The organism is Saccharopolyspora elongata, assembly GCF_004348985.1.
In the GTDB taxonomy this organism is placed as follows: Bacteria; Actinomycetota; Actinomycetes; order Mycobacteriales; family Pseudonocardiaceae; genus Saccharopolyspora; species Saccharopolyspora elongata.
In genome coordinates this window covers 56,728-79,153 of the sequence record NZ_SMKW01000017.1, presented here as the reverse complement: position 1 = coordinate 79,153, position 22,426 = coordinate 56,728, and the positions used below count along the sequence as shown (strand labels likewise).

General features: G+C 71.5%; 22 protein-coding genes. 10 read left to right on the top strand and 12 right to left on the bottom strand.

Going from position 1 to position 22,426, the window contains the following annotated elements; translation table 11 throughout:
• The first annotated feature begins 68 nt into the window (after positions 1-68).
• On the top strand, positions 69-1,358 hold the full coding sequence (locus tag E1288_RS15400; RefSeq protein WP_132485554.1) for an MFS transporter: 1,290 nt from the start codon (positions 69-71) through the stop codon (positions 1,356-1,358).
• 155 nt (positions 1,359-1,513) lie between these two features.
• Here E1288_RS15400 and E1288_RS15395 read toward each other — a convergent pair whose 3' ends face one another.
• A complete protein-coding gene (locus E1288_RS15395; protein WP_132485552.1) occupies positions 1,514-2,140 on the bottom strand; it encodes a GntR family transcriptional regulator in 627 nt (208 codons plus the stop codon).
• A gap of 85 nt (positions 2,141-2,225) precedes the next feature.
• Between E1288_RS15395 and E1288_RS15390 the strand changes: the two genes are divergently transcribed.
• The gene (locus E1288_RS15390) at positions 2,226-3,017 is read left to right on the top strand and encodes a carbon-nitrogen hydrolase family protein (RefSeq protein WP_132485550.1); all 792 of its coding nucleotides are present in this window, start codon (positions 2,226-2,228) and stop codon (positions 3,015-3,017) included.
• Positions 3,018-3,059: 42 nt separating this feature from the next.
• Here the strand turns inward: E1288_RS15390 and E1288_RS15385 are convergent, their stop codons facing one another.
• Positions 3,060-3,986 (bottom strand): CPBP family intramembrane glutamic endopeptidase, encoded by a 927-nt coding sequence (locus E1288_RS15385; RefSeq protein ID WP_235883574.1) that lies wholly within the window; start codon positions 3,984-3,986, stop codon positions 3,060-3,062.
• A 111-nt stretch (positions 3,987-4,097) separates the two neighbouring features.
• Here E1288_RS15385 and E1288_RS15380 point away from each other — a divergent pair, with 111 nt between their 5' ends.
• Entirely contained in the window at positions 4,098-4,736 is a 639-nt protein-coding gene (locus E1288_RS15380) for a Uma2 family endonuclease (RefSeq protein WP_235883573.1), read from the top strand.
• Positions 4,733-4,882 carry a hypothetical protein gene (locus E1288_RS46940; RefSeq protein WP_165968128.1) on the top strand — a complete coding sequence of 50 codons (150 nt, stop codon included), beginning with the start codon at positions 4,733-4,735 and terminating at the stop codon, positions 4,880-4,882. The genes E1288_RS15380 and E1288_RS46940 overlap by 4 nt, the downstream gene beginning before the upstream one ends.
• Here the strand turns inward: E1288_RS46940 and nadC are convergent, their stop codons facing one another.
• From nadC to nadA, 3 genes are read right to left on the bottom strand one after another with little or no spacing between them, the layout of a single operon-like run.
• On the bottom strand, positions 4,883-5,731 hold the full coding sequence (nadC, locus tag E1288_RS15375; protein WP_132485548.1) for a carboxylating nicotinate-nucleotide diphosphorylase: 849 nt from the start codon (positions 5,729-5,731) through the stop codon (positions 4,883-4,885).
• Entirely contained in the window at positions 5,728-7,329 is a 1,602-nt protein-coding gene (locus E1288_RS15370) for an L-aspartate oxidase (RefSeq protein ID WP_132485546.1), read from the bottom strand. The genes nadC and E1288_RS15370 overlap by 4 nt, the downstream gene beginning before the upstream one ends.
• The gene (nadA, locus tag E1288_RS15365; protein WP_132485544.1) at positions 7,326-8,342 is read right to left on the bottom strand and encodes a quinolinate synthase NadA; all 1,017 of its coding nucleotides are present in this window, start codon (positions 8,340-8,342) and stop codon (positions 7,326-7,328) included. Before nadA ends, E1288_RS15370 begins: the two co-directional genes overlap by 4 nt.
• 152 nt (positions 8,343-8,494) lie before the next feature.
• Between nadA and E1288_RS15360 the strand changes: the two genes are divergently transcribed.
• From E1288_RS15360 to E1288_RS15350, 3 genes are all read left to right on the top strand, one after another.
• The gene (locus tag E1288_RS15360; protein WP_132485657.1) at positions 8,495-9,145 is read left to right on the top strand and encodes an NUDIX hydrolase; all 651 of its coding nucleotides are present in this window, start codon (positions 8,495-8,497) and stop codon (positions 9,143-9,145) included.
• Positions 9,146-9,426: 281 nt separating this feature from the next.
• Complete coding sequence (locus E1288_RS15355; protein WP_132485542.1) at positions 9,427-10,107, top strand: LON peptidase substrate-binding domain-containing protein; 681 nt, start codon at positions 9,427-9,429, stop codon at positions 10,105-10,107.
• 30 nt (positions 10,108-10,137) lie between these two features.
• Positions 10,138-11,139, top strand: a complete 1,002-nt coding sequence (locus tag E1288_RS15350; protein WP_132485540.1) for a hypothetical protein — start codon at positions 10,138-10,140, stop codon at positions 11,137-11,139.
• Positions 11,140-11,143: 4 nt separating this feature from the next.
• Here the strand turns inward: E1288_RS15350 and E1288_RS15345 are convergent, their stop codons facing one another.
• Positions 11,144-11,764, bottom strand: coding sequence for a DUF2567 domain-containing protein (locus E1288_RS15345; RefSeq protein WP_132485538.1), 621 nt, complete (start codon positions 11,762-11,764; stop codon positions 11,144-11,146).
• Positions 11,765-11,918: 154 nt separating this feature from the next.
• Between E1288_RS15345 and E1288_RS15340 the strand changes: the two genes are divergently transcribed.
• On the top strand, positions 11,919-13,910 hold the full coding sequence (locus E1288_RS15340) for an arabinofuranosyltransferase (RefSeq protein WP_235883572.1): 1,992 nt from the start codon (positions 11,919-11,921) through the stop codon (positions 13,908-13,910).
• Here E1288_RS15340 and E1288_RS15335 read toward each other — a convergent pair.
• The 5 genes from E1288_RS15335 to E1288_RS15315 form a co-directional block, all read right to left on the bottom strand.
• Positions 13,886-14,857 (bottom strand): hypothetical protein, encoded by a 972-nt coding sequence (locus E1288_RS15335; protein ID WP_132485536.1) that lies wholly within the window; start codon positions 14,855-14,857, stop codon positions 13,886-13,888. The two genes, E1288_RS15340 and E1288_RS15335, sit on opposite strands and share 25 nt — an antisense overlap.
• An 81-nt stretch (positions 14,858-14,938) precedes the next feature.
• Positions 14,939-15,577, bottom strand: coding sequence for a response regulator transcription factor (locus E1288_RS15330; RefSeq protein WP_132485534.1), 639 nt, complete (start codon positions 15,575-15,577; stop codon positions 14,939-14,941).
• Positions 15,574-16,755 carry a sensor histidine kinase gene (locus E1288_RS15325; RefSeq protein ID WP_132485532.1) on the bottom strand — a complete coding sequence of 394 codons (1,182 nt, stop codon included), beginning with the start codon at positions 16,753-16,755 and terminating at the stop codon, positions 15,574-15,576. The genes E1288_RS15330 and E1288_RS15325 overlap by 4 nt, the downstream gene beginning before the upstream one ends.
• A gap of 124 nt (positions 16,756-16,879) precedes the next feature.
• Positions 16,880-18,106, bottom strand: coding sequence for a cytochrome P450 family protein (locus E1288_RS15320; protein ID WP_132485530.1), 1,227 nt, complete (start codon positions 18,104-18,106; stop codon positions 16,880-16,882).
• Positions 18,107-18,271: 165 nt separating this feature from the next.
• On the bottom strand, positions 18,272-19,156 hold the full coding sequence (locus E1288_RS15315) for a LysR family transcriptional regulator (protein WP_165968127.1): 885 nt from the start codon (positions 19,154-19,156) through the stop codon (positions 18,272-18,274).
• 118 nt (positions 19,157-19,274) lie between these two features.
• On the opposite strand from E1288_RS15315, the gene E1288_RS15310 reads away from it, so the two are divergent.
• Both E1288_RS15310 and E1288_RS15305 read left to right on the top strand, forming a co-directional pair.
• Positions 19,275-19,706 carry a hypothetical protein gene (locus E1288_RS15310; protein ID WP_132485528.1) on the top strand — a complete coding sequence of 144 codons (432 nt, stop codon included), beginning with the start codon at positions 19,275-19,277 and terminating at the stop codon, positions 19,704-19,706.
• Complete coding sequence (locus E1288_RS15305) at positions 19,703-21,265, top strand: multicopper oxidase family protein (protein ID WP_132485526.1); 1,563 nt, start codon at positions 19,703-19,705, stop codon at positions 21,263-21,265. The genes E1288_RS15310 and E1288_RS15305 overlap by 4 nt, the downstream gene beginning before the upstream one ends.
• A 103-nt stretch (positions 21,266-21,368) precedes the next feature.
• Here the strand turns inward: E1288_RS15305 and E1288_RS15300 are convergent, their stop codons facing one another.
• Entirely contained in the window at positions 21,369-22,382 is a 1,014-nt protein-coding gene (locus E1288_RS15300) for an Lrp/AsnC family transcriptional regulator (protein WP_235883571.1), read from the bottom strand.
• Positions 22,383-22,426 lie beyond the last annotated feature (44 nt).

Below are 22,426 nucleotides of genomic sequence, written 5' to 3'. Positions count from 1 at the left end.
AGTACCCCGGTGGTCGGCATCCACGAGCCGAACGACCCCCGGAAGCCCTGCACAGGAAATGGACCCCGATGACCCAAGCGCTATCCACGCCGGCCCGGCCGGCCCGCAAGGACCTGATCAAGGCCTTCGTCGCGAGCCTCAGCGGCACCTCCCTGGAGTGGTACGACTTCGCCGCGTACTCGGTGGCGTCGGCGCTGGTGTTCGGCCAGCTGTTCTTCCCCAGCCACGACCCGCTGTCCGGCACGCTGCTGGCGTTCTCCACCTACGCCGTCGGCTACGTCTCCCGGCCGCTGGGCGGCTTCGTGTTCGGCCGGCTCGGCGACGTGCTGGGACGCAAGCAGGTGCTGGTCATCACCCTGCTCATCACCGGCATCTCCACCGTCTTCATCGGACTGCTGCCGACGCACAGCCAGGTCGGCGCGCTCGGCGCCGTGCTGCTGGTGGTGCTGCGCTTCGCGCAGGGCGTGGGCATCGGCGGCGAATGGGGCGGCGCGGTCCTGCTGTCCAGCGAGTTCGGCAGCGAGAAGCACCGCGGCTTCTGGGCGTCGGCCGCCCAGATCGGCCCGCCCGCGGGCAACCTGCTGGCCAACGGCGTCCTGGCGGCGCTCGCGGCGCTGCTCACCCAGGAGCAGTTCATGTCCTGGGGCTGGCGGGTCGCGTTCTTGCTCTCCGCCGTGCTGGTGCTGTTCGGCCTGTGGATCCGGGTGAAGCTGGAGGAGACCCCGGTCTTCAAGGAGCTGCAGGAGAAGGGCGAGCAGGCCGGGGCGCCGGTGCGGGACGTCTTCACCCGCGAACCCCGCGCGCTGGTGTCGGCGATCCTCTCCCGCGTCGGCCCGGACGTGCTCTACGCGTTGTTCACCGTGTTCGTGCTCACCTACGCCACCCAGCAGCTGAACATGCCGAAGAGCTGGGCGGTCACCGGGGTCATGCTCGGCTCGACGCTGCAGCTCGTGCTGATGCCGCTGGCCGGCGCGCTGTCGGACCGGTGGGGGCGGCGGAAGGTCTACGCGGTGGGCGCGATCGGCGCCGGCGTGTGGCCGTTCGTGTTCTTCCCGATGGTCGGCGGCGGCTCCGCGGGGCTGCTGATCTTCGGCGTGGTCATCGGCCTGGTCTGGCACGCGCTCATGTACGGGCCGCAGGCGGCGTTCGTGTCCGAGCAGTTCAGCCCGGCGCTGCGCGCCACCGGATCGTCGCTGGCGTACACGCTGGCCGGCGTCATCGGCGGCGCACTGGCCCCGCTGCTGTTCACCTACCTGTTCGCGTCGTTCGGCACCTGGTTCGCCCCGGCGTGCTACCTCACGGCGACCTGCGTGGTGACCCTGATCGGCCTGTCCCTGGGCCGCCGGAACGCGCAGTGACCTGCCCGATTTTGCCTAAAATTGGAAACCCCGCCCGCCGGGAGGCCCGAGGGTGGGGTTTCCGATTTTGCCTAAAATCGGGCGCTTCCCAGCCAGGAAGCCCGGGTGATGCGGGAATAGGGTTCCCAATTTCGCCTAAAATCGGGAGCCGCTCGTCAGCCCGCCAGGACGACCTGCTGCGTCGCCGTCAGGTGCTCGGTGATCGCCTTCGTCGCGGCCTCCGCGTCACCCGCGGCGAGCGCCGCGAGGATCGCCTCGTGCTCCGCGAGCACCGCCTTGCGCCGTCCGCTGACGCTGAACAGCGCCACGATGCCCGCGCGGATCTGGCGGGCCCGCAGCGCGTCGTAGGTCTTGCTGAGCATGTCGTTGCCGACCGCGCACACCAGCGCGGCGTGGAACCCGTGGTCGCGGTCGATGAACGCGCGCGCCTGGTCGTCGCCGCCGAGCTCGCGCTGGGCGTCCAGCTCGGCGCGCATCTGCTCCAGCGGCACCGCGTCCAGCTCGACGGCGCGGCGGGCCGCGTAGCACTCGATCATCGCGCGGATCTCGAACAGCTCGCGGATCTCCCGGCCGCCGACCGGCGCGATGTAGGCGCCGCGCTTGGGCACGAGCTGCACCAGCTCCTCGGCGGCGAGCAGCAGCAGGGCCTCGCGGATCGGCGTGCGGGACACCCCGATCTCGTCGGCGAGCGCCTGTTCGTTGACGAACTGCCCCTGCATCGACGGGTCGCTGAGGACCGTGTCCTTGAGATGGTCGTAAGCCAGTTCGCGTCCCGACGGCAACGAAGACCCCCTGTGTGAAATCTAGCTGCATGCATATCGCTGGTATACAAACATCGTAACGGGTGAGCGAAGGATGGTTGTGGTTATGCGGATTGCTCTCTGCCAGATCGTTTCCGGCCCGGACCCCAAGGCGAACCTGGAGCTGGTCGCCGACTACGTGCGGCGGGCCGCCGACGCCGGCGCCGACCTCGCGGTCTTCCCGGAGGCGACGATGGCCTGCTTCGGGATCAAGCTCGGGCCGCTGGCCGAGCCGCTCGACGGGCCGTGGGCCACCGAGGTGCGGCGGCTGGCCGAGGAGGCGGGCATCGCCGTCGCGGCGGGCATGTTCACACCCACCGAGGACGGCAGGGTGACCAACACGCTGCTGATCACCGGCCGCGGCGTGGACACCTCCTACGACAAGATCCACCTGTTCGACGCCTTCGGCTTCGCCGAGTCGGACACCGTCGCGCCGGGCGAGCAGCCCGTGGTGGTGGACTTCGGCGGCACCAAGGTCGGCTTCACGACCTGCTACGACGTGCGTTTCCCCGGCCTGTTCACGGCGCTGGCCGACCAGGGCGCGTCGGCGATCGTCACCTCGGCGTCCTGGGGTTCCGGCGAGGGCAAGCGCGAGCAGTGGGAGCTGCTGGTGCGCGCCCGCGCGCTGGATTCCACGTCGTGGGTGGTGGCCTGCGACCAGGCCGACCCGCGCAGCGTCGGCCGGGAGCCGAGCGGCAAGGCCCCGACGGGCATCGGCTACAGCCTCGCGGCGACCCCACTCGGCCAGGTGCACGCGCAGCTCGCCGACTCTCCCGACATCCTCGTCGTGGACATCGATCCGGCCGCGGTCGAGCAGGCCCGCCAAGCCATCCCGGTCCTCGCCAATCGCCGCTTCTGAAGTCCCGCCGCGAGGGGCGCCTTCTGGTTCGGAAGGCGCCCTTCACCCGGCCTGGGAGCGGGCGAGCTTCCGGCGGTAGGCGAGCGCGGCGAGCACCGCCGCGACGGCCAGGACCGCGGTGGTGAGCAGGCTTCCTTCGATGCCGAACCCGCCGCCGGTGAGCAGGGGCGCGCTGCCCGGCGAGCCGCCGATCTCCAGCACGGTCGTCTGGATGTCCATTCCGGACACTTCGATGCCGTACACGTTGCCCTGCCACCAGTTCCACACCGCGTGGAACGCGCACACGCCCCACAGGCCGCCCTCCGCCAGCGCCCAGAACGCCAGCACCACGGCGATCAGCAGGATGTTGACCAGGGCGATCACGCTGACGCCTGCGTTGACGCCGTGCAGCGCGGCGAACACCAGCGCCTGGAAGGCGATCGCGGCGACCAGGCCCCACTTCCGGTAGGTGACCTGCATCAGGTAGCCGCGGGTGAGGATCTCCTCGGTGCCGGCCTGCACGGCGAACCCGATCAGCGCCACGAGCGCGCCGCCGATCTGCGCGGCGCGCACCAGGCCGATCTCGAACTGCCCGCTGAGCACGTTGATGCCGACCGGCACGGACAGCAGCACCACCGCCACCGCGGTCCCGAGCGCCAGGTGCGCGCCGATGCGCGACGCGGGGAAGAACCCGACGGAGCCGAAGGGCCGCCGCTCCTTGACCCGGATCCACAGCGCCAGCAGGCCGGCGGCCCCGGCGAAGCTGAGCATCAGCGCCAGCTGGGTGGTCAGCCCCAGCTCGCCGCCGACCAGAGCGCTCATCGGCAACCCGAACGCCGCGACCAGCACCACCCCGGCGACGGCCTGCCCGACGAGCAGGCAGAACAGCACGACGAGCAACCCGACCACGGGCCCGGTCGGCCGCCGGGCCCGGTAGATCCCGCCCAACAGCGGAGAAGGCAGAACCCGCTCGGGCTGCACAGTGCTCACCAGTACCCCACCCCGATCAACTGAGCCATGACGAAATCATGCCCGACATCCACGAGCTCGAACACGGTCGGTAGCATTCGATCACTCCACGTGAATTAATCGTCGTGCAAGATGCCCGGCGACGAAGCGCTACAGCTGCGCTGGTCCGGTACCCGTAGGGAGAGGGGCTCGACAATGACCGCACTTCCTGACTGGATGGCGCTACCGCCGGAGGGGCTGAGCGCTGCGGAGTACGAGGCGCTGCCCGAGGAAGTGTGCCGCCGCATCGAGATTGTCGATGGAGCCATCGTCGTGACTCCTGCCCTTCGCCGCTCGCACCAGAGGATCGTTCGCCGCCTTGCGGAGGAACTGGATCTTGCCGCTGGCCCCGGACTCACTGTCGACTTCGATGTCGACCTTCGGCTACGGGACGTGCCCCTGCTCAACCGCCGGCCGAACATCGTCGTCTACGACTCAGCTCTGCCGGACGAGGCTGTGCTTCGCCCGCAGCACTGCCTGCTGGTCGTCGAGGTGATGTCACCGGGCTCGGTCACCGCCGACCAAACCGACAAGCCCGCCGAGTACGCCACTGCGGGTATCGAACACTTCTGGCGTATCGAACGCGAACACCAAGACAACGGGCGGCTGGCCGCATTCCGCTACCGGCTGGATCCGACAACACGGCTCTACGCCCCGGCCGGGGTGGACACCGGCAAGCTCGCGGTGTCCGACCCCGTCGAGCTCCGCATCGACTTCGAATCGCTGCTGTGACAGAGCACGACACGCACCACTCCGAGTCTGGTCCCGACGACACGCTTCAGCGCTGCTTCGCGCACAACGATTGGCATCGCACTCATCGGGCGCTCGTCGAGCAGTGGGACGCGGACCTGTTCACCGAGCCCTTCGCCACCGACTAGCTACATGTCCAGGCCGAGGTCCAGGGCCGGGGAGGAGTGCGTCAGGCCTCCCACCGACAGGTACTGGACTCCCGTCTCCGCGTAGGCCCTCGCCACCTCCAGCGTCAGGCCGCCCGATGCCTCCAGCTCCGTTCGCGGCGCCGCCGCGCGGACCCGGCGCACCGCTTCCGCGCACTGCTGCGGGGTGAAGTTGTCCAGCAGGACCAGCGCCACGTCTTCCGCCAGCACCTCGTCGAGTTCGTCCAGCGTGGACACCTCGACCTCCATCGGCAGGTCCGGCGCGTGCTCCCGGCAGGCCCGCACCGCCGCCACCGCCGAGCCCGCAGCGACCACGTGGTTGTCCTTGATCAGCACCGCGTCACCGAGGCCCATCCGGTGGTTGACGCCGCCGCCGCAGCGCACCGCGTACTTCTGCAGGACCCGCAGGCCCGGCAGCGTCTTGCGGCTGTCCCGGATCCGGCAGCCCGTGCCCTCGACCGCCTCGACCCACGCGGCCGTCGCGGTCGCGATGCCCGAGAGGTGGCACAGCAGGTTCAGCGCCGTGCGCTCCGCCGTGAGCAGGCCGCGGACCGGCGCTTTCACCCGCAGCACGCAGTCGCCGGGCTCCAGCACGTCGCCGTCGGCCCGCTCGGAGAGCACCGCGTAGGCGTCCGCGCCCAGCACCTCGTCGAGCACCAGCCGCACCAGCGGCAGGCCCGCGACCACGCCGGCCTTGCGGGTGTTGAACCCCGCCTCGGCGACCGCGCCGGCCGGAACCGTCGCCGCGGTCGTCGCGTCCGGCCCGTAGCGCAGGTCCTCCGCCAGCGCCGTGCGCACCACTTCGCGCGCGTCGTCCAGATCGATGGTCATGCCGTCCTCGCAATCCCGCCCGCGGTGTGGATGAGGCACCCCGAGGCGTCCAACCGGAGCACCGTGCTGCGCCGCCAGCGCAGGTCGTCGGTGTCCGGGAAATCCGTTCGGCGGTGGCAGCCGCGCGACTCCGCGCGTTGCCTGGCCGCCGCCAGCAGTGCCTGCGCGGTCAGCGCCAGCGAGGAGTCCTCGACCGCCTGCCGATTACTAAGTGGACGGACGATGGCCGCCCGGTCCAGCTCCTTCGTCGCGGTCGCCAGGCCCTCGTCGTCGCGCTCGATGCCGGCGTACCGGCTCATGGTGCGCTGCAGCAGATCCCGGTCGACCACCGCCATCGCGGACTGCAGGGCCGCGCCGGCGGGCTTGCGGTTGAGCAGCCCGCAACACAGGTCCTTGGCCACCGCCTCGGCCGCGCGCCCGCCGACCACGAGGCCTTCCAGCAGGCTGTTGGACGCCAGCCGGTTCGCGCCGTGCAGCCCGGTGCACGCGACCTCACCGGCGACGTAGAGCCCGGTCACGGCGGTGCGACCATCCACACTGGACACCACGCCGCCGCAGGAGAAGTGCGCGACGCTGGCCACCGGGATCGGCTCGCGGACCGGGTCGATCCCGGCCGCCCGGCACGCCGCGTGGACCGTCGGGAACCGCTCGGGGAACCCGGCCCCGATGCTCGTGGCGTCGAGGAACACGTGCTCGGCGCCGGTTTCGGCGGCCCGCCGGTTGATCGCCGCCGACACGACGTCGCGCGGCGCGAGGTCGGCGAGCGGGTGCTCGCCCTCCATCACGCGCCGCCCGTGCACGTCGACGAGCACCGCGCCTTCGCCGCGCACCGCCTCGGTGATCAGCGGCCGCCGCCCCCGCGGCCCGCCCGGCGTGTAGAGCACCGTCGGGTGGAACTGCACGAACTCCAGGTCCGCGACGGAGGCACCGGCCCGGAGCGCGAGCGCGATTCCGTCCGCAGTGGACACTTCGGGGTTGGTGGTGGCGGCGTAGAGCTGGCCGAGCCCGCCGGTCGCCAGCAGCACCGCCGGGGCGCGCAGCACACCCGGCCTGTTCTCGGCGTCCATCGCGACCGCACCGACCACGGCGCCGCTGTCACCGCGCAGCAGCTCGACGATGCAATGCTGCTCCAGCATCGGAATCCCGCCGCCGCGCACGGCTTCAGACAGCGCGCGCTGCACCTCCGCGCCGGTCGCGTCGCCGCCGGAGTGGATCACGCGGAACGCGCTGTGCCCGCCCTCGCGGGTGCGCGCCAGCTCGCCGTCCGGGCCCGCGTCGAACCGGGCACCGGCCGCCCGCAGCCGCGCGATCGCCGCCGCGCCGTCGGCGAGGATGTCCCGCACCGCCGGGCGCGAGCACAGTCCGACCCCTGCGGTCAGCGTGTCCTCGACGTGCTCGCGCAGGCTGTCGCCCAGGTCGAGCTCGTCGGGCCGGACCACGGCTATGCCGCCCTGCGCCCAGCTCGTGTTGCCCGCCGTCGCGGAGTCCTTGCTGACCACGAGCACCCGCAGGCCCAGCTCACGGGCCCGCAGCGCCGCCGTCAGGCCCGCGACGCCGGTGCCGACGACGAGTAAGTCCGCGCCCGCTTCCCAGCTCATTCGCCGCCTCCCGGCTTGCCGATCGCGATCATCCGCTCGACCGAGGCCCGCGCGCGGTCGGCGACGTCCACCGGCACGTGCACCTCGTCGGCGCCTTCCCGCAGGCAGCGCAGCAGCGCCGCGGGGGTGATCATCTTCATGTAGCGGCAGGACGCCCGGTCGTTGACCGCGCGGAAGTCGATCTCGGGGGCGGCGCGGCGCAGCTGGTGCAGCATGCCGATCTCGGTGGCCACCAGCACAGAGCGCGCGCCGGTCTCCTTCGCCGCGGTCAGCATGTCGCCGGTGGACAGGATCTTCACCCGCTCCTTGGCGACGGTGCCCTCGCCGGCCAGGTAGAGCGCCGAGGTGGCGCAGCCGCACTCGGGGTGGATGAACAGGTCCGCGTCCGGGTTCGCCGCCGCGCGGTCGGCGAGCTCGGGCCCGTTGATCCCGGCGTGCACGTGGCACTCCCCGGCCCAGATGTGCAGGTTCTCACGGCCGGTCTCGCGCTTGACGTGCGCGCCCAGGAACTGGTCCGGGCAGAACAGCACGTCGCGGTCGGCCGGGATCGAGCGCACCACGTCCACCGCGTTCGACGACGTGCAGCAGATGTCGGTCTCCGCCTTCACCTCTGCGGTGGTGTTCACATAGGACACCACGACCGCGCCGGGATGTTCGGCCTTCCAGGCGCGCAGCTCGTCCGCGGTGATCGAGTCGGCCAGCGAACAGCCCGCCCGGGCATCCGGGATGAGCACCGTCTTCTCCGGGCCGAGGATCTTCGCGGTCTCGGCCATGAAGTGCACGCCGCAGAAGACGATCGTGCTCGCGGAGCTGTTCGCCGCGATGCGGCTGAGGGCCAGCGAGTCGCCGGTGTGGTGGGCGACGTCCTGGATCTCCGGCAACTGGTAGTTGTGCGCCAGCAGCACCGCGTCCCGCTCGTGCGCCAGCCGGCGCACCTCGCGCGCCCAGTCCGCGGTGGGCTCCACCCCGGTATAACCGGCGTCGGTCCGCTCCCAGGTTGCAGTCGCGGCCATGTAGTCCTCCTCGCCGGACCCTCCGGGGCGACCCGCCCGGAAGCTCCGCTAGCACCCCGGATCAAGCGCTCCGAGGTTTTCGCCTTAGAATCGAAAACGTGCCATATCCTAACACCGCAAGTTGTGCGGACAAGGGCGACGCTGGTCACGAAGTGCTCGCCGGAGTCCTCCAGATCCGCGACGACGGGCTGCGGGTGCTGCTCTGGCAACGCGCCCAGGAACCGGACGTGCACCGCTGGTCACTGCCCGGTGGGCGGCTCGCGGCGACCGAGGACGTCGAGACCTCCATCCGCCGCCAGCTGGCCGAGAAGGTCGACGTGCACAAGCTGTCCCACGTCGAGCAGCTCTCGGTGTTCAGCAACCCGGACCGGGTGCCCGGCCGCCGGGTGGTCGCCACCGCGTTCCTCGGCCTGGTGCCCTCCGACATCGATCCCGAGGTGCCCGCCGACACCGCCTGGCACCCGGTCGACGCCCTGCCGCCGACGGCCTTCGACCACGAGCTGATCGTGCTCGCCGCGCAGGACCGGCTGCGCGCGAAGCTGTCCTACACCAACATCGGCTTCGCGCTGGCCCCGGCCGAGTTCACCGTCTCGGAGCTGCGCCGGATCTACTCCGCCGCGCTCGGTTACCAGGTCGCGGCGACGAACCTGCAGCGCGTGCTGTCGCGGCGGGGCGTGCTGGAACCCACCGGCCGGACGGTGCCCGCGGGCCCGGCCGGCGGCCGCCCGCCCGCGCTGTTCCAGTTCACCTGCCGGGACCTGCAAGTCACGGACCCCTTCGCAGTGTTCCGCCCGCCGGCGTAAAGGAGTATTTCCAGACTCGTCCTGCGTGGCGGTGCGGGTAGCGGCCCCCCTGCGGGAGTTACTGCGGCCTTCTCGACTCCGGGATCCCCGGCTTGCGTATGACCAATACGCGGCATCGGGGCTGTCCTCGCGAGAAGACGTCTGAGAACCCGCGGCGGTGCCGGTTGCGAGGGTGGGCTAAGCGGCTTCGCCGCTTCAAAGACAGAGACCAAACCGGGCCTGAGGCCAGCGCCGAGAATCACTCTGGTGCCATCGGGTGATTTGGCACGTAGGTTTGGGGCGTGACTGACGTGCTGCCGTTGTTCCCGCTGGGCTCCGCGCTGCTGCCGGGCGGCCACCTGCCGCTGCACATCTTCGAGCCGCGCTACCGGCAGCTGGTCACCGACCTGGTCGGCGAGGAGCTGCCCGACCGCCGCTTCGGCGTGGTGGGCATCCGCCAGGGCTGGGAGGTCGGCGAGGACAACGTCGACTCGATGTACGACGTCGGCTGCTCGGCGCTGCTGGACCAGGTGCGGCAGCTGCCCGGCGGGCGCTACGACATCAGCGCCGCTGGCGAGCGGCGGTTCCGGCTGCTGCAGATCGACCGGACCGCGGCGCCGTACCTGATGGCCGAGGTCGAGTGGCTGCCGGACACCGCCCCGGAGCACGACTCGCCGGCCCGCCGCGAGCACCTGATCACCGCCGCCCGCTCGGCCCACCAGCGCTACCACGACACCGGGCTGCGCGGCGGGCGGCGCGACGTGCCCGGCGAGGACGCCGATGCCGCGGCGCTCTCCTACCTGCTGGCCGACGATTGCGTGCTGACCGTCGAGGACCGGCAGGAGCTGCTGGCCGAGACCGATCCGCTGGAGCGGCTGCGCAGCATCCGGCGGTTGCTGCTGCGGGAGGCCGAGTTCCTCCGCGAGCTCCGCGCGGTTCCGGCGCCGCTGACCGAATTCGCGCAACACGCCAGCGTCAACTGAGGTACTCGCGCGCCTCGCTAGGATCGCCGCATGTCATCACCTGGCAACTGGGGCTCCAACGAGTACGGGCAGTACGACCCGATCACCGGCCAGCCCATCGCGGGCAATCCCAGCGGATCGGCGCCGCAACTCGGCGCGCAGTACCAGGGGTTCGGCACGTTCTCGCAACCCCAGCAGCCGCCGCAACACCCCCAGCAGCCGCCGCAACAGCAGCAGCCGGTCCATCCGGGCATGGCCGGCGGCTACCCGGTGCAACCGGCTCCGCCGGGCAAGAGCCGCGGGCCGCTGATCGCGGCGATCGCGCTCGCCTCGGTGGCCGTGATCGCCATCGTCACGACGATCGTCGTGCTCAGCACCTCCGGCGGCCCGTCGGTGGCGTCGCCGCCGCCCCCGGCTCGCACCAGCTCGCCCACCAAGCCGACCACCAGCACGCCCCCGCCCACGTCGGGAGTGGCCAACCCGAACCTGACTCCGGTGGTGGACGGCTGGCAGGTGGCGACCGTGCCGAAGCGGGGCGCGGTCTACGACCTGCCGGCCGGCGGGGGCTGGAAACTCGACCCCAACCCGGAGAACGTCCACGCCTTCGGCCCGCCCGACGACCCGGTGACGATGACCGGCGTCGCCGACTACATGGAGGGCTTCTGCTCCGGCGACGCCGGCAGCTTCCGGGCGACCACGGGCGTGAGCGCGCGCAAGGGCCCGGACGACACGACGGTGGCCAACGAGACGGCGCAGAAGCTGGCCGAACTCGCTTACGTGCGCGATGGCAACAAGCCCCTGGTCGTCCTCGGCCCGCCGGAGCAGGTGCAGCTCCCCGGCGGCATCCCGGCCGTCCGGGTCACCGCCCGCGTCACGCTGATGGCGCCCGGGCCGTGCGACTCCAAGAACGCCGCGGTCAGCGTGCTCTCCACCAACAGCGACGGGCAGAGCTCGATGGTGTTCCTCGCCGTCGCCGATCAGGACGTGCCGGACGCGGTCCCGATCGACACGCTGAACAAGATCACCCAGTCCCTGCGCTCGATGCCGAAGTGATCGCTCAGCGCAGGCGGCGGCCGAGGTCGTCGAGGCCGTTCCAGGAGGCCGCGAGGCCGTAGCCGAGCGCGACGCCCAGCGGCTGGAGCAGCAGCACCCAGCCGCTGGCGACCTGCGGGGCCACCGTGATCAGGTCGCCCAGCTTCGCGTTCGGCGGCATCGCGTGGAGGCCCGCGGCGAACGAGGTGCCCATCTGCACGCCCAGCCACGACGCGATCAGCGCGCCGAGCACACCCGCGATGAGCAGCACCGGGCCGCGGCGCCCGCGCAGCAGCCACAGCACCGCGGCGGTCAGCAGCCCGGCGGCGAAGGCGAGCAGGGCGAAGATCGCGATCGCGTCGAAGTCGTGGTAGCCCTCCACCAGCAGCGGGGTCAGCCTTCCCCGCTCGCCGAGCACGCTCTCCTGCGGCGGCGCCAGCCGCGACCACACCCAGCCGATCGGCAGGCCCAGCAGCGCGATCAGGGACACCGCGCTCACCGCGGGCAGCAGGTCGGCCTTGACCACCACGTGCGGGGCCGGCGGGGACAGTCGCGGCACCGGCACTTCCGCCGCGGCACCGGCCCTGGGCTCGATCCGCTCCGGGGCGGCGCGCGTGCCGCCGGGCTCCACCGGGCTGTCCGCCACCGGCCGACCTCCTCCTGCGGCTATCACGACCGTTCTGCTGCGTCACCCTAGCGTTCCGCCGCGCCCTGCCAGCATCACCCGATGGCGGGGCGCAGGGCGCACATCAACTATTCTGCGCGAGCCCCCATGTCAGCTACGCCGAAGGACGCGCGAAGTGGCGGGAATCCTGCCGAGTCCGCTGTTGACCGGACCGAGCCCGATCGACGAACCTCGCCGAAATTCGGCCGTCCGGCTGCCGCTGCGCAGCACCGTCGCCGAGCTGCTGCTGGGCGCGTTCGTGGCGGCGGTGGTGAGCCTGGTGCTGCAGTTCGCCATCGCCAGGTTGAGCATCAGCGAACCCAGCTTCGCGCCGGAGGCCCTCGCGGCCGTCAGCAGCGCGCTGGTGCTGGCGGTGCTGTTCCTGCTGCTGGCGTTCGGGCATCGCCGTTCGCCGCGGTGGGCGCGGGTTTTCGGCACCTGGGTGGCGCTGAGCGCGTTCAGCACGTTCGCGCTCGCGATCCCGTTGCAGGCCACCAGGTTCTACTACGGCGGGTCCTCCGTGGACAACGGGTTCCGCCTGCAGTACATGACCCGCATGGCCACCACCCCGGGCCTGGCCGACCTCAACTACGCCGACACCTCGCCCTACTACCCGGGCGGCTGGTTCTGGCTGGGCGGCCGGTTCGCCAACCTCATCGGCTGGGAGGGCTGGGCGGCGTACAAGCCCTACGCGCTGACCTGGGTGGCGGTGACCACCGTCGTCGCCTTCACACTGTGGAGCGTCGTGGTGCGCCGTCGGCTCGCACTGCTCGCGGCGGTGGTGACGGCGCTCGCCGGCATGCTGCACGGCATCGAGGAGCCCTACGCGTGGCCGTCGGCGGCGTGGCTGGCGCCGGTCGCAGTGCTGGCCTGGCACGCGCTGCGCCGCCAGGAGCACGCTCCGCGGTGGGCGCTCGTCTGCATCGGCGGCTACGTCGGTTTCGCGGCGATCACCTACACCCTGCACTTCGCGTTCGCGGTGCTGATGGTCGTGCTGATGGCGGTGCTCATCGGCGCGTTCCGGGTGCACCAGGGGCAGCGGCTGTGGCCGACGGTGCGGCAGCTGTTCCTGCGGCTGCTGCCGATCGGCATCGTCAGCCTCGTCATCGCGCTGCTGGTCTGGTTGCCGTACCTGCTGTCCACGAACTTCCTGCTGGCCAACCCGCGCAGCGCGGCGCAGCACTACCTGCCCGAGGACGGCGCGTTCCTGCCGGTGCCGATGCTGGAGGGCACCGCGTTCGGGATGCTGTGCCTGGCCGGGCTGGTGTGGCTGCTGCTGCGGTGCCGCCGCAGCGAGGTCGCCGCCGCGATGCTGACCACCGTCCTCGCCGTCTACGGCTGGTTCGTGCTGTCGACGGTGGCGCTGATCGCCAAGACCACGCTGCTGGCGTTCCGGCTCAACGTGATCCTGGACGTGACGCTGGCCGTCGCGGGCGTCTTCGGCCTGCTGGAACTCATCGGCTACCTGCGGCACAAGCTGGACGCCCGGTACGCGCTGCGGATCAGCATGGTCGCCACCGCGCTCGGGCTGCTCGGCGCGATCACCATCAACCAGGGCGCGATCGGGCTGGCGCTGCAGCCGTCCGTCGAACGCGCCTACGCGGACTACTACCCCGCCGGCGACAACGCGATGGGGCAGCGCGATCCGCAGAAGCCCGGCTCGTGGACCGCCGCCGAGATCGCCGCGATCGCCGAGCTGACCGGCCGCGAGCCGGAGCACAACGTGCTGCTCACGACCGACTACAAGCTGATGTCCTTCAAGCCCTACTGGGGTTTCCAGCAGGAGACGCCGCACTACGCCAACCCGCTGGCGGACTACCAGGAGCGGGCCGCCGAGATCCGCCGGTGGACGACCGCGAAGACCGCCGACGAGTTCCTCGGCATGCTGCGCGACAGCCGGTTCAAGACGCCCAACGTCTTCGTCCTGACCAACCCGGCGAGCCCGTACTCCACAGTGGAGCTCCCGGATGACGAGGCGGGCAAGCTGGTGCTGCAGCTGAAGGACGACGCCTTCCCGCAGCTGCCGAACGTCCGGGACTACGACGTCTACTTCGACCCGGCGGTGTTCGACTCGCCCGCCTTCGCCAAGCGCGAGGTCGGCCCCTACACCATCATCGCGCTGCGCTGACCGGTGCTGCGGCGGATGCGGTAGTTCACCGCCGCCAGCACGAGAGCGACCGACCACAGCGGCCACAGGTACATCGGTATCACGATCAGCACGTCGCCCCAGCCCAGCTCGGACTTCGCGAAGGCCGGCGCCAAGAGCGTCTTGGACGCCGCCACCACCAGCAAGGACACCGCCAGCGGGGGCGCCGCGGCGAGGTCGATCGGGACCCGCCGCCCCGCCGCCCACGGGATCCAGCGGGGGAAGCGCTCGCCCCACGGGCGGATCAGCCCCCAGGTGAGCACCGCACCTCCGGTCGCCGCCAGGGCGAGCCCGAGCGGGGCGAGGATTCCGATGGGGTCGTCAGGCGGCACTTCGAAACCGGGCACCTGCAATGCCATCAGGAACCGCGAAAGCGCGTACGCCAGCGGTGCAGCCATGGCGATCACGGTCCACCGCCGGGTCCGCACCCGGGCGCGCTCGTGCGCTGCTGCCGGGTCCTTCCCGGCGGCGTTCTCCGTCGCCCGAACCACCTGCATCCACAGCAGACTCCCGGCAGCGGCGGCGATGCCGAACTGGACCAGCAGCGATGTGGACAGGAGCACGCTCAGGCGCTCGGCATGCCCCGTCAGGAGCGAGATGATCGTGAACGGCACATACCCGAGCGCGGCCAGCACGCCCGCGTCCAGCACGAGGACCAACGCGCCGGTCGCGGTCACCCCGACGACTCGAGCCGCTCTCCCGTCGCGCCGCGCGCAAATCGCGGCGGCAACGGTGAGCACGCCGACCGCGGCCACGACCAGGTGCGCGGCGGTTTGCGGCAGGAACAGCAGCGAGCGTCCGAAGTTGTCATCCGCCACGGCGAGCGGGTTGGGACTTCCGGTCGCCCAGCACAGCAGCGAGATCGCGATCAGGGCCAGTCCGGTGATTCCGGCCAGGTAGACCGGAAAATTGCGTCTCTTGGTTGTCATGCCCCGATACTGGCCGGGGACACCGGTGTCGGACCTCCTCCGCGGCGGACCCGCTTCCTCCTCCTCGAGGAGGAGGCGCGGTCACACCACGCCGTTCTCGTAGGCCCAGATCACCGCGTGCAGGCGGTCGCGGACCGCGAGCTTGCGCAGGATCGCGCCGACGTGGGTCTTCACCGTCGTCTCCGCCAGGTGCAGCTCGGCGCCGATCTCGGCGTTGGACGAGCCGCGCGCCAGCGAGACGAGCACATCGCGTTCCCGCCCGGTCAGCGCCTCCCACTCCGGCCGGTGCCGGGGCGCCGCGCGGCGGGCGAGTTCCAGCAGGCTCCCGGTCGCGCGGGGCGAGACGATCGAATGTCCCTTGTGGACCGTCCGGACCGCTTCGACGACGTCCTCGCCCGGCGTGTCCTTGGTGAGGAAGCCGCTGGCGCCGGCCCGCAGCACGGCGAACAGGTTCTCGTCGAGGTCGAACGTGGTCAGGACCAGCACGCGGGTGCCGGGCACCCCACCGGTGATCAGCCCGGTCGCGGCGATGCCGTCCAGGCCGGGCATCCGGATGTCCATCAGCACCACGTCCACCCGGTGGGCCCGGCACGCCTCGACGGCCTCCCGGCCCGTCGACGCCTCGGCCACGCACTCCAGGTCGTCGTGCAGGCCGATCACGGTGGTCAGCGCGGACCGGATGAGCTGCTGGTCGTCGGCGACGACGACTCGGATCGTCATCGCGCGGAATACCCGAACTCGGCCCGGACCTCGGTCCCGGCACCGGGCTCGCTGCGCACCACGAAATCGCCTCCGATCTGCCGCATCCGCTCGGCCATGCCGACGATGCCATAGCCACCGCGCGCGGTGAGATCGGCCGCGGTCCCCGGCCCGTCGTCCGACACCGCCACCACGAGCCGGTCCGCGCCCCAGTCCAGGGCGACCCGGCAGGAGACCCCGGATCCGACGTGCTTGAGGGCGTTGGTGACCGATTCCTGGACGATCCGGTAGACGGCGTGGCGCTGCGCGGTGCTGATCTCGCGCGGGGTGCCGGTGCCGACCAGCTCGACGTCGGCGCCCGTGCCGCGGAACTTCTCGACCAGCTCGGCGATGTCGCCGCCGGTCTCGATGCTCTCGTCGCCGGCGCGCAGCACGCCGAGCATGCTGCGCATCTCCCCCATCGCCTCCCGGCCGACCTCCACCGCCGTACCGATCATCGCCCGCGCCTTCTCCGGATCGCGGTCGAAGACCAGTCGCGCGGTGTCGGCCTGGGCGAGCACGACGGCCAGCGAATGCGCGGCCACGTCGTGGATCTCCCGGGCGATCAGCCGGCGCTCGGCGGCGATGGCGTCGCGCACCTGCTGCTCGCGCAGCTGCTCCGCCTGCGCCGCGCGCTCCTCCAGCGAGCGCACGTAAGCGACCCTGATCCGCCGGTACCGGCCGAGCGCCCAGGCCGCGAGCACCGAGCCGACCGCCCCGGCCCCCAGGCCGACGACCGCGGGCCAGTCGATCGCGGGTTCCGGGTAGTCGAAAAGCACCCGCGCCACGACGATCGCGGCGCCGAGCAAGCCGCACAGCACCGGCAGCGCGGACCGCTCGGCGTACGCGACGACCGAGTACAGCAGCACCGGGTAGATCAGTGAGAACGGCAGCAGCACCGGCGAGACGTCGCCGGGGATGTCCGGCAGCGCGACCAGCACCAGCATCGCGATCGAGCCCGCGACGAACGCCCCGGTCGGCCGCACCCGGCGGAAGGCCAGGCTCGCGGAGAGCCAGACCGAAACCGCGAGGAGCGCCACCCACAGCAGCGGATCGGCGCCCCGCACGGCGGTCAGCGACGTGCCGCCGCCCAACGCGAGGACGAGCACCGCCACCACGCCGTCGGCCACCAGCGGCCGGCCCGGCCACGAGATCCGCATCGGACCAAAGTAGCCGCGCCACCCGGCCCGGAACCTCCTCCTCGAGGAGGAGATCGTCCCGCCGCAATTTCCATTGAAATCGAAGGTTCGATTTCAATGGAAATTGCGGACCGCCCACCCCGGGTCAGTGCGTCCCGGGGTGGACCGGGAGGCTGCGGAGGCCGTGGATCAGGCTGCTGAAGCGCCACTGGGCGTCCTCCACCGAGCCGACCGGCCGGAGGTTCGGGAAGCGCTCGACGAGGTGCCGGATCGCGATCTGCGCCTCCAGGCGGGCCAGCTGCGCGCCGAGGCAGAAGTGGATGCCGTGGCCGAAGGCCAGGTGGCCGTGCGCGTCGCGCTCGATGTCGAAGCGCTCCGGCTCGGCGAAGCGCTCCGGGTCGTTGTTCGCCGAGGCCAGCCCCACCCAGACGATCTCGCCCGCCGGGATCTCCACGCCGCCGACCTCGACCGCCTCGGCGGTGTGCCGGAACGTCCCGTGGATCACCGGGCCGTCGAAGCGCAGCATCTCCTCGACGGCGGCGGGCACCAGCCCCGGATCCGCCACCAGCGCCGCCCACTGATCGGGGTTGCGCAGCAGCGCCAGCACGCCGTTGCCGATCAGGTTCACCGTCGTCTCGTGCCCGGCGAGCAGCAGCAGGAACACCATCGAGATCAGTTCATGCTTGCTGAGCCGGTCCTCGTCCTCGGTGGCCTCGATGAGCCCGGTGAGCAGGTCGTCGGCCGGTTCGCGGCGCTTGATCTCGATGAGCTCGATCAGGTACTTGGCCATCGCCTCGGCGGCCTGCTTGGCCGACGCGTGGTCCGAGGCGTCCACCAGGGTGTTGGTCCAGGCCCGGAAGTCGTCCCGGCGGGTCTCATCCACTCCGAGCAGCTCGGAGATCACCTGCATCGGCAGCGGGAACGCGAACGCGTCCAGCAGGTCCACTTCGGACTCATCGGCCATCGCGTCCAGCAGTCCCGCGCTGATCTCCTCGACGCGCGGGCGCATGGCCTCCACCCGGCGCGCGGTGAACGCCTTGACCACCAGCTTGCGCAGCCGGGTGTGGTCCGGCGGGTCCATGTTGAGCATGTGCTCGGCCATTTCGCTGGCGAACTCCCGGCGGGCTGCCTCCGGCGGCAGCTTCTCGTTGATCACCAGCTTGAGCCGGGTGACGTCCTTGCTGAGCCGGGGGTCCGCCAACGCGGCGCGCGCGTCGTCGTAGCGGGTGATCACCCAGACCTCCAAGCCGTCCCTGGTGACCATCCGCTGCACCGGGGTGGTGGCCCGCAGCTTGTCGTACCGGGCGTGCAGGTTCTGCACGAACTCGTGGTCGAAGACGGGAAGATCGGTGTGCGCCTCGGTGGTGGACATCGGATTCCTTCGCGCTAGGCAGCGTTGACCCTGAATCCAGTGAACTCCTTTCACGTCCGGCTGTCACACCGATCTGAGAGCCCGCTCAGCTATGCGCGTTCGGCCGCGCGCGCCGCCGCCGAACGGCGCAACACGCGTGACGGAAAGCGTTTTTCGGCCGATTCGTCACCTCGCCGCTTCGCTGCGGATTGCGTCGGTGACGTGCTCCCGGAACCGCCGCGCGGCCGCGGAGAGGTAGGCGTCCCGGCGCCACGCGAACGACAGGGTGCGGTGGCAATCGGGCGAATCGACGCGCAGCAGCGCCAGCGGAGCCACGTCGTGGTGGCCGGCCATCTGCGGGACGAAGCCGACACCGAGCCCCATGCTGATCAGGAACGCCGTCGCCCCCGGCTCGTTGCCCTCGCAGGCGATCGACAGCTGCTGCCCCGCAGCGGCGAACAACCGCTCCGCCAGCACTCGCGGCCAGTAGCCGTGGTCGGTGGTGATGAACGGCTCGCCCACGAGTTCCTCGATGCCGACGCTCTCCCGGGACCCCAAGCGGTGTCCGGCCGGGACCGCGAGCAGCACCTCTTCGCGCAGCACCTCGGTCACCTCCAGCGCCGGGTCGTCCACCGGCTGCGACGACAGGCAGAGGTCCACCTCGCCGTGGCGCAGCCGTTGCAGCATCACCTCCGCAGGCGCCTGGTAGAGCCGCACGTCGACGCCCGGGTGCTCGGCGCGGAAGCCGACCATCGCGGAGACGACCGTGTACATCGTTTCGGAGGCGACCACGATGCTGCCGTGCGCCAGCCCGGCCGCGTCGGCGAGCTCCTGCCGGCCGTCGTCGAGCTCCCCCAGCACCCGGTCGACCCTCCGCAGGAACGCCGCGCCGAAGCGGTTCAGCCGGATGTTGCGCCCCTGCCGGTCGAACAGCGGGACGCCGAGCTCGGTCTCCAGCCGCGCGATGGTGCGGCTCAGTGACGGCTGGGAGACCCGCAGATCCGCCGCGGCCCGGCTGATGTGCTCGTGGCGCGCGACGGCCTGGAAGTAGCGCAGCGGCAGCAGGTCCATCAGACCATCATGCCTCACAAGGCATGAGTACATAGCGAAATTGGCCTTGGAAGGCATCGAAGAACGCCATTAACGTCGCAATCGATCCGAGAATCCCGACCATTCAGGAAGAACCGCGATGGGACCGTCCACTTCGGCCGAACCGGCCGCACCTGCCCGAGCCCGGACCCGTCCGGCGTTGTTCGCGCTCCGCCTCGTCGCGGCGGCCCACGCGGTCGCCATCTTCGGGCAACCGGTGTTCGCGGGCGTTTTCCTCAGCGGCGACTACGAAATGCTGCACAACCACGCCGTCGGCGCCGACGTCGTCTTCTACCTCGCCCTGGTGCAGCTCGTCGCCGCGATCGTGCTGTGGGCGCTGCGCGGCGCCCGCTGGCCGAGCGCGGTGGCCCTGCTGATCGTCCTCGGCGAAACGGTCCAGTACTTCGCCGGCCTGAACGGCGCGCTCGACCTGCACTTCCCGCTGGGCGTCGCGCTGATCGTCCTGACCGTCACCTCGCTGATCGCGCTCCTGCGGCCGAGCACCCTGGGCCTCCCGGAGGTGACCCGATGAGCGGCCGGCTGGGACGCCGCCGGTTCCTCGGCCTCACCGGCGGCGCCGGGCTGGTGCTGGCCGCCGGGCTGGGCGGCCCCCAGCTGCTGGCGCAGCGCACCTCGACCGGCGCGATCCTGCGCAGCGCCATCCGGCCGCCCGCCCCGTTCCAGCTGCCGCTGCGCCTGCCGCCGGTGCTCGAACCCGTTGCGCGGGACGGGAAAGCCGATCACTACGAGATCACCGCCCGGGAGGCGGCGGCGGAGATCCTGCCCGGCGTGCGCACGCCGATCTGGGGCTACGAAGGCATTTTCCCCGGCCCGACCATCGAATCGCGGCGCGGCCGCCCCGCGATCGTCCGGCACCGCAACGACCTTCCGGTGCCGACCGTCGTGCACCTGCACGGCGGGCACACCCCGCCGGAGTCCGACGGCTACCCCACCGACCTGGTCCTGCCCGCCCGGGGCTGGTCCGGAGGCCACCACTCGATGCACGACCCGGCGGCCGTGATCACCGAAGGCACACGCGACTACACGTTCCCGCTCGACCAGCGCGCGGCGCTGCTCTGGTACCACGACCACCGGATGGACTTCACCGGCCCGGCGGTGTACCGCGGGCTGGCCGGGTTGCACATCGTGCGCGACGACGAGGAGGACACCCTCCCGCTGCCGCGCGGCGAGCGCGAGATCCCGCTGCTGATCACTGACCGCGCGTTCGCCGCGGACGGCTCCTTCGACTACCCGTCGCTCGACCCGTCGCTGACCCGGGTGCCCGGCGTGACCGACCCCTACCTGGCCGGCGTGCTCGGCGACGTCATCCTGGTCAACGGCGTGCCGTGGCCGGTCCACGAGGTATCGGCGACGCGACACCGGCTGCGCCTGCTCAACGCTTCCAACGCCCGCCGCTACGAGCTCGCGCTGGACCCGCCGCCCCCGGACGGCCCGGCGTTCGTGCAGATCGGATCCGACGGCGGCCTGCTCGAATCCCCGCGCGAGCACGGCAGCATCACGCTCGCGTCCGCCGAACGCGTCGACGCGATCGTCGACTTCGGGCGCTACCCGGTCGGCACCGAGGTCACCCTCGTCAACCGGCTGGGCGCCGGCTCGACGGCGCAGGTGATGCGGTTCCGCGTGGCGCGGCGGGAACACGACGACACCGCCATCCCGGCGAGACTGTCCGAAGTAGAGCCGCTGCGCCGCGAACAGGCCGTGGTGACGAGGGATTTCTCCTTCCGCAGCGGGCGGCACGGCGACCGGCACGGCTGGCTGATCGGCGGCCGCCCGTTCGACACGGGCTACGTGGCGGCCCGGCCGCGGCTCGGCGACGTGGAGATCTGGCGCTTCGTCACCGACCTGCACCACCCGATCCACCTGCACCTGGTGAACTTCCAGGTCCTCTCCCGCGGCGGCCGCGCGCCCGGCCCGCTGGACGGCGGCTGGAAGGACACCGTCGACCTGGGCCCGGGCGAGGCGGTGGAAGTCATCGCCCGCTTCGACGGCTACCGGGGCCGCTACGTCTTCCACTGCCACAACGCGGAGCACGAGGACATGGGCATGATGGCGACCTTCGAAACCGTGTGACCGAATGACCCCGTGCGCACTTTGTGCTGCCATAGCGGCACAAAGTGCACACGGGCCTAGACGCGACGGCACCCCCGATCGGCGGCCCGCGCCGCCCGGGAGGTCAGCCGTCGGTGGGCAGGCGGGCCTCGCCGAGGCGGTTGCGGTCCCGGCCGATCCAGTAGCGGCGCAGGACGTCCAGGACGACCGAGACCTCGACGGACCGGATGCCCCGCAGTTGCGCCAGGTCGCCGGAGAGGAAGTCCGCCAGGTGCTCCTCGTCCCGGAAGACGCCCTGGTGGATCACCGTCGCGTTGCCCGCGACCATCGACACGTAGCGGGCGGAGGGATGGCTCCCCAAGGCCCGCCCGACCTCGTCGGTGGAGCCCGGTTCGGTGGTCAGCGAGAGCACGACCTCCAGGTGGAAGCCCAGCAGGGCGGGCTCCACCTCGACGCGCGGCCGGACGACCTGCCGCTCCAGCAACCCGGCGATCAGCCGGTGCGCGGTGGACTGGCTGACGCCCAGGTCGCGCGCCAGCTCGCTGGACGTCAGCCGCGCGTCGGCGTGCAGCAACCGGGCCGCCCGGCGCTCGTGCTCGGAAAACCCTTGGGCCGCAGGCTCTTCGGGCTGCTCGATGCAGTGCGGGGCGAGCACCGCGCGCTGGTCGTCGTCGAGCTGGCGCACCCGCCACGCGTCGGCCCTCCCGAAGGCCCGCAGCACCAGGTCCGACTGCGTGGCGACCACCCCGGCCAGGCCCGGGATGCGCCGCGTCAGCAGGTCCTTCACCGCGTCCCGGCGCGCCGGGTGGACCGTGCAGTACACGTCCGCGCGCCCGGTCGTCATGGCGACGTACTGCGCTTCGGGGAGTTCGGCGACGCGGTAGGCGACGTTCTGCAGCTGCCCGGCCTCGGTGGTGATCCAGACGTGCCGGGGATGGGTGTCGGAGAACAGCCGCCAGTCGAGCTGCCCGATCACGCACAACAGGCGGTCGCCGTGCAGGCGCTGCAGCCGCCGCCCGACGGTGCTGGGGGAACTGCCCAGCGCCTCGGCCAGCGCGTTGATGGGCGCCCGCGGCGCCTCCTGCAGCGCGGCGACCAGGTTCAGATCGAGCTCGTCCAGCACGGCATCTCCGCCCACATCTTCGATACTAAACCCACATGTTCCCGTTGGATGAATAGATG

Bases quoted from the DNA above. Each gene is read 5' to 3' on its own strand.
- E1288_RS15400 (WP_132485554.1), top strand. From the start codon at position 69: ATGACCCAAGCGCTATCCACGCCGGCCCGGCCGGCCCGCAAGGACCTG.
- E1288_RS15335 (WP_132485536.1), bottom strand. From the start codon at position 14,857: ATGACAACCAAGAGACGCAATTTTCCGGTCTACCTGGCCGGAATCACC.
- E1288_RS15350 (WP_132485540.1), top strand. From the start codon at position 10,138: ATGTCATCACCTGGCAACTGGGGCTCCAACGAGTACGGGCAGTACGAC.
- E1288_RS15305 (WP_132485526.1), top strand. From the start codon at position 19,703: ATGAGCGGCCGGCTGGGACGCCGCCGGTTCCTCGGCCTCACCGGCGGC.
- E1288_RS15320 (WP_132485530.1), bottom strand. From the start codon at position 18,106: ATGTCCACCACCGAGGCGCACACCGATCTTCCCGTCTTCGACCACGAG.
- E1288_RS15370 (WP_132485546.1), bottom strand. From the start codon at position 7,329: ATGAGCTGGGAAGCGGGCGCGGACTTACTCGTCGTCGGCACCGGCGTC.
- nadC (WP_132485548.1), bottom strand. From the start codon at position 5,731: ATGACCATCGATCTGGACGACGCGCGCGAAGTGGTGCGCACGGCGCTG.
- E1288_RS15330 (WP_132485534.1), bottom strand. From the start codon at position 15,577: ATGACGATCCGAGTCGTCGTCGCCGACGACCAGCAGCTCATCCGGTCC.
- E1288_RS15390 (WP_132485550.1), top strand. From the start codon at position 2,226: ATGCGGATTGCTCTCTGCCAGATCGTTTCCGGCCCGGACCCCAAGGCG.
- E1288_RS15315 (WP_165968127.1), bottom strand. From the start codon at position 19,156: ATGGACCTGCTGCCGCTGCGCTACTTCCAGGCCGTCGCGCGCCACGAG.
- E1288_RS15325 (WP_132485532.1), bottom strand. From the start codon at position 16,755: ATGCGGATCTCGTGGCCGGGCCGGCCGCTGGTGGCCGACGGCGTGGTG.
- E1288_RS15380 (WP_235883573.1), top strand. From the start codon at position 4,098: ATGCCCGGCGACGAAGCGCTACAGCTGCGCTGGTCCGGTACCCGTAGG.
- nadA (WP_132485544.1), bottom strand. From the start codon at position 8,342: ATGGCCGCGACTGCAACCTGGGAGCGGACCGACGCCGGTTATACCGGG.
- E1288_RS15310 (WP_132485528.1), top strand. From the start codon at position 19,275: ATGGGACCGTCCACTTCGGCCGAACCGGCCGCACCTGCCCGAGCCCGG.